A 4,161-nucleotide genomic window follows, 5' to 3' on the forward strand; every position below is an offset into this window, starting at 1 on the left:
TTGCAACTGGGCCATCACCTCGTAATCGCCGTTTACCTTCACGTTGAAGATATCGACGTTCCCGTCGCGGATGCGGATGCGTCCCGTCACCGCCGGTTGGAATAGGATTTGGGCCCCCTTAAGCCCTAGGTCCAACCGTCCGGAGGCGGGAGCGGGATCCCCGGTCGCCGGATCCGGCGCGCCTAAGCTTCCCTGCAGGTCTTGCGACTGGGCCAGATCGGCCAAGGCCAGGTTGAAATCCATGCGCGTCCGGAAAGAGATATCGCATCCCAACACCGCGTCAGGCAATCCCGCTTCCTGGGTACGCAGATGCCAAATACGGCCGGTAGGCCCCGACTGATATTGGGGATCGACGTCGACGACCTTCCGGAGCAAGCCCCCGAAGGAGGTATCCCCCAGTACCATTCCCGCTTGCGGTGTGAAGCCCATGGGGAACTCCACCATCAGGCTTCCCGGGGTCGGGGCGAATTCCAGGATCCGGCCATGCGTCGGATCCGTCATATCGAAATAGTTGGGCGCGAGGCGCGTCGCCGAATCCGCTTCCTCCACGAACAAGGCGTTTTCGATTTCATAGCCGTCCACCCTCAACTTGGACAGGTCCGGCGCCTGGATGGAATCGTCTACCGTCAAGATGAGAACGCGTTGGCCCACGGTGGCGTTCTCAACCTGCAATTGGCTAAGCGCGCACGCCGCCGACGCGAACGTCGCCGCAAACAGAGCCGAATGCCTAAGACACGCTCCCATTAACGGACCTTGGTGATGACCTTCTTGAGCGCGACCTTGCCGTTGATGCGCAAGGTGAGGAACTTGATGCCGTTGGCGTCCGAATTGTTTAGCGTCACGGGACGCAACGGGTAGATGCCGGCAGGCAGATTACCGTCGACCAAGGTAGCCACGCGCTTGCCGTAGAAATCCATGACGCTCAATTCGACATATCCGGCGGTGGGTAGGGTTAACGTGACTTGTACCCCGCTTTTGCCGTAGTTATGCACCGACATGCCCAGCTTCAGGCCCGCGTCCTGGATCGCGGGCGCATCCGAGCGGGCCGCCGTTCCGAGCTCCACCTTGGCGTCGAGATCGCGCGTCTCGCCATGGCCATTGGAAAGACCGGGGGCGTGGATCTGGATCGATTCGGCGCGAAGAGGATCCTTAAGCCTCAGGATGATACGCTGTTTCCCGGCAGGGCAAAGGGAGACCATGGCCAGCACGCAAGCGACCCCCCGAACGCGCCAGAATACACTTTTCATGGTCTTTTCCATTTATACAGGAATGGTGGTCCGTAAATTATTTCGTCAGTCCAATTTCGCTTCCGAGCGGAAGCGCCTACCTTGCCGCTCCTAACTATACCGTGAAACTCACCGCTTCGCCCTCTGAAAGTCGGGTCCGGACCCCGACAAACCGCCCATTTTACCTTTCTTTTCCATACTTACTTTTTTTACCGCATGGATTGCAAGATTCTCGATATCCACCGGCTCGTCCTATCCGACGGTGTTTGGCTTTCGGTACGGAAACCCCCGATAAATAAAAAGGACAATTCCTTCGCCACCATCGTATACTGGTCCAGTTTCCGAGGCGCTTAAAAAATTGTCAAACATGCCGCTAATATCACTATCTTTCGAGTCTAAATCTTTTACCGGCCACTACTTGCGGTAAGGAAAACGCGCATATGATTTCAACTTCCCGGCCCTCGGCCAAGTCCCCTGGGGATCTTGCGTCCAAGGATGCCCATAAAACCTTAGGGCTAAACCCGGGGTCCGAATCGGTTTCTGCTCCGCAGGAATCGCTGCGAACCCCGGCTTCTTCCCGACTCATCGCCCTCGCCCATTACAAGCAGATCCTGACCACCTTGCAGGTGCTCGCCGATGCGGTCACCATCGTCCTCAGCTTCGGGGCCGGATATTGGCTTTGGAGCATGGTCGGCCCCTGGATCGCCATCGACATTTACGAGCCTGAGCGCATCTACCGGTATTACTCCTTCCTGGGCGTAACCCTGGTGACCACCTTGGTGGGCATGGAAGTCCACGGCCTTTATCAACCGCAACGAAGCCTGATGAACGTGCGCGAGTTCGAGTTGATCCTCATGAACTGGGGCAAAGCCTGCCTGTTCACCCTGGGGATCATGTACATGGCCCATCAGCTCTATTTCAGCCGGGGCATCTTCGGGCTGACTTGGACTTGTATGCTGGCCTTCATGCTGGTGCAGCGCTACGGGTTCTTCAAGTTCAACAACTACCTTCGCCGCAAAGGCATCGTGGAAACCACCACCCTCATCTACGGGGCCGGGGTCGTGGGCCGTAAGCTCATGGAGAAATTCAAGCAATCGCCCAAGCTCGGCTATCACGTGGCCGGCTTCATCGATGATAACGGCGGCTTGGCGGGCAAGACCGTGGTGGGCGCCCCCGTGCTGGGCGACTTCACCAATCTGAAGGAAACGATCCGCTCTACCGGGGCGACGAAACTCTTCATCGCCCTGCCCCAGGTGCCTTCCAAGGTCGTGGTGGATATCCTCAACGTGTGCCGTGAGACGGGATGCGAGTTCCAGATCGTCCCCTCGCTCTACGATATCGTCATCCAACGCGTGAAAATCACCGAGGTCGAAGGCATCCCCCTTATCGGGATGACCGAGCCCAAATATTCCTTCAAGACCCAGGTCGCCAAGCGTATTTTCGACGTGGTGGCGGCCCTCTTGCTCCTGATCGTCCTGTCTCCCCTCCTGCTGGCCTTGGCCTTCGCGGTGAAAGTCTCCAGCCGGGGACCGATCTTCTTCGTCCAGAAGCGCGTGGGGCAGGCGGGCCGCCGCTTCCGCTTCTTCAAGTTCCGGTCCATGTACGTCAACACCCCCGTCTACGCCATCACCCCGCAGTCGGGCCGGGATCCCCGTATCACGCCCATCGGCCGCTTCCTCCGCCGCAGTTCCCTCGACGAATTGCCCCAGCTCTTCAACGTCCTCAAGGGGGATATGAGCCTGGTGGGCCCTCGTCCTGAAATGCCCTTCATCGTGGATCAATACAACGATTTGCACCGCCAACGGCTGAACGTGAAACCGGGTATCACGGGCCTTTGGCAGATCAGCGCCGATCGCAGCATCGCCATCCATGAGAACATGGACTACGACATGTATTACATCAACAACCAGAGCTTCCTGCTGGACATGGTGATCCTGGCCAAGACCGTGACCAGCTGCCTCAAGGGGATCGGCGCTTACTGAGCAGGCGAGGTAAGATTCATGGGAAAGGGCCCGCCGGATGGCGGGCCCTTTTCATTTGGGGGAGATTACGGGCTTTCACAGGCTATTGGCAACGCCCCGCGTTTACTCAGGGCCGATTTAACTAAGCGGCCTTCTTTTGCTTTTTCTGCAACCATTGCCCGAATCCACCCAAGCCCACGCCCAAAGCGGAAAAGACATAGGCCATCATCGAGGCGGTTTCCGCGGCTTTGGAACTGCTCCTACTCTCCTCAGTCACGTACGCATTCAGTTTTTCGTACTGGTCAGCCGAAGTCTCCTCGATTCCGTTATACCCTTGGGAGGTCGCTTCGAGCGTATCGAGGAATTCCTTCGCCTTTTCCCGTCTGTACTTTTCCGCCGCCGCGCTAATCTCCGTGGCATAGAGTTGGGTCTTCTCGACGCTTTGCTTTATGCCCTGGACCAGATCATCTTGATGCTTTGGAGCAACCCGGAGGGCCAGTTCATCCAGTTGCCGAGCGTTTTCAGCGGTTCTTTTGCCATTGGATTCGAGCGATGCGACCCATTCCGAATCCATCGCCTCTTCATTTTGGTTTCCGGCTTGCAGCGCTTCGACCCGTTTGAATAAGGTCCGCTGCCCTTCGACCAAATCGTTTATCCGGGCCAAATCCGCCGAGGCATCCTGTTCGCCCTGGATGGCATCGAGCTCCTGGGTGACATTTTGAAGGCTGGTGACGAAAACGTTATTGATGAACCAAGCCAAGAAAACCACAAGCGTTGCCGTGTAGCCGGAATAACGGATCAAAACGGCATTCATAATTTTGTCCCATTGGTTTTGACGGGGCCACGGAGATCGCTCAAAGTTGGTACGTGAACTCCTGGCCGCCCGTCCTGAGGATCAAACGGTTCGCTCCCTGCCCGGCTTCGGTCCGGCCCACCACCTTGGCCTCGATGCCGAAGGACTTGGATAGGGCGAT

The 4,161-nt window shown here is 57.5% G+C and carries 4 protein-coding genes; 1 reads left to right on the plus strand and 3 read right to left on the minus strand.

Going from position 1 to position 4,161, the window contains the following annotated elements; all coding sequences use genetic code 11:
• Window positions 1–672, minus strand: a 672-nt coding sequence (locus tag JF616_22805) for a hypothetical protein (GenBank protein ID MBW8890594.1), incomplete at its 3' end; no start/stop codon positions are given.
• Window positions 673–743: 71 nt separating this feature from the next.
• Window positions 744–1,247 carry a hypothetical protein gene (locus JF616_22810; protein MBW8890595.1) on the minus strand — a complete coding sequence of 168 codons (504 nt, stop codon included), beginning with the start codon at window positions 1,245–1,247 and terminating at the stop codon, window positions 744–746.
• Window positions 1,248–1,666: 419 nt separating this feature from the next.
• Between JF616_22810 and JF616_22815 the strand changes: the two genes are divergently transcribed.
• The gene (locus tag JF616_22815) at window positions 1,667–3,208 is read left to right on the plus strand and encodes a sugar transferase (GenBank protein ID MBW8890596.1); all 1,542 of its coding nucleotides are present in this window, start codon (window positions 1,667–1,669) and stop codon (window positions 3,206–3,208) included.
• 121 nt (window positions 3,209–3,329) lie between these two features.
• Here JF616_22815 and JF616_22820 read toward each other — a convergent pair whose 3' ends face one another.
• Complete coding sequence (locus tag JF616_22820; protein MBW8890597.1) at window positions 3,330–4,001, minus strand: hypothetical protein; 672 nt, start codon at window positions 3,999–4,001, stop codon at window positions 3,330–3,332.
• Between the last annotated feature and the right edge of the window lie 160 nt (window positions 4,002–4,161).

It is taken from the genome of Fibrobacterota bacterium (assembly GCA_019509785.1).
Classification (GTDB): Bacteria; Fibrobacterota; Fibrobacteria; order UBA11236; family UBA11236; genus Chersky-265.

What these genes read in the sequence shown, in the direction of transcription:
- JF616_22815 (MBW8890596.1), top strand. Translation starts at nt 1,667, where the DNA reads ATGATTTCAACTTCCCGGCCCTCGGCCAAGTCCCCTGGGGATCTTGCG.
- JF616_22810 (MBW8890595.1), bottom strand. Translation starts at nt 1,247, where the DNA reads ATGAAAAGTGTATTCTGGCGCGTTCGGGGGGTCGCTTGCGTGCTGGCC.
- JF616_22820 (MBW8890597.1), bottom strand. Translation starts at nt 4,001, where the DNA reads ATGAATGCCGTTTTGATCCGTTATTCCGGCTACACGGCAACGCTTGTG.